The organism is Marinobacter sp. CH_CUG1437-1 (assembly GCF_037029655.1).
Lineage (GTDB): Bacteria > Pseudomonadota > Gammaproteobacteria > Pseudomonadales > Oleiphilaceae > Marinobacter > Marinobacter salsuginis.
On record NZ_JAYMEW010000017.1, the window covers coordinates 1 to 880 of the forward strand.

Annotated in this window: 1 protein-coding gene; it reads right to left on the minus strand. The window is 47.8% G+C overall.

Annotated elements, in window-relative coordinates:
* Nucleotides 1-347: 347 nt before the first annotated feature.
* Nucleotides 348-880: Crp/Fnr family transcriptional regulator (locus tag WA411_RS19065; protein ID WP_336119313.1), on the minus strand; the 533-nt coding region annotated here is incomplete at its 5' end.

Sequence of the window (880 nt, forward strand, 5' to 3'; positions counted from 1 at the left end):
CTACGGACCAGACAAAAGCTCGTCTGTTGTTCTAATGCTCCTTTTTCCGTTGGAACGAGTACCATCAAACGGGCAGGTTTATTACATAAGGCCCCTAAGGCAACGGACTTGCTCTGCCCAGTGGACACGGCCTATTCATATTTAGAGCATAGGATGCGTTCCAATGAGCAGCCAGCGATGCACTTCTGTCTTCAGATAGGAACGGGCCAAACGATGTTATGGATCTGAGGGGGGCAGGTAGGGCGGGTTTTGGGGTAAACCACCCAGACCAAATCCGGGTGGCAATTAGCCAACACTAGCACGGAAGGATTACCCATCAGAGAAACAGGGTAAACATTCTTAGGACACTAGTGTTTCGAATACTCCGTTAACCCTTCAACATTCAAGACAATCAGCCTCTTCCGACCGATTTTGATGTGTTTGGATGCCTCCAGTTGTCGCAGGGCCAGACTTACCGATGGACGGGCAGCACCTATCATATTCGCTATATCCTGGTGACTGATCTCACTGATAACGATGGTACCGCCGAAACCGTCTTTCCCATGCAAGTGGGCAAGAGAAAGAACAGTCTGGGCCACTCTCGATATCAAAGATTCAGTTGCAAGCCGATCAAAAATGGAAGTTGCCCACCTAACCTTAAATGAGAGTGCACCGATCAAGCACTTGGCAAACGAGGGGATCGTTCGAATAAACTCATCAATATCGGCATTTTCCAATATCAATACGGTTGAATCTTTCGTAGCCTCAGCAGCTAGCAACCGATTCTGAAATGAATAATCGGGCGCTCCAATCAAGTCTCCAGTGGACCATAATCCCACAGTTATCTCTTTGCCTGAAGCAGCCGTATAGAATGTCCTGATCCAGCCGCTTTCAATAATAT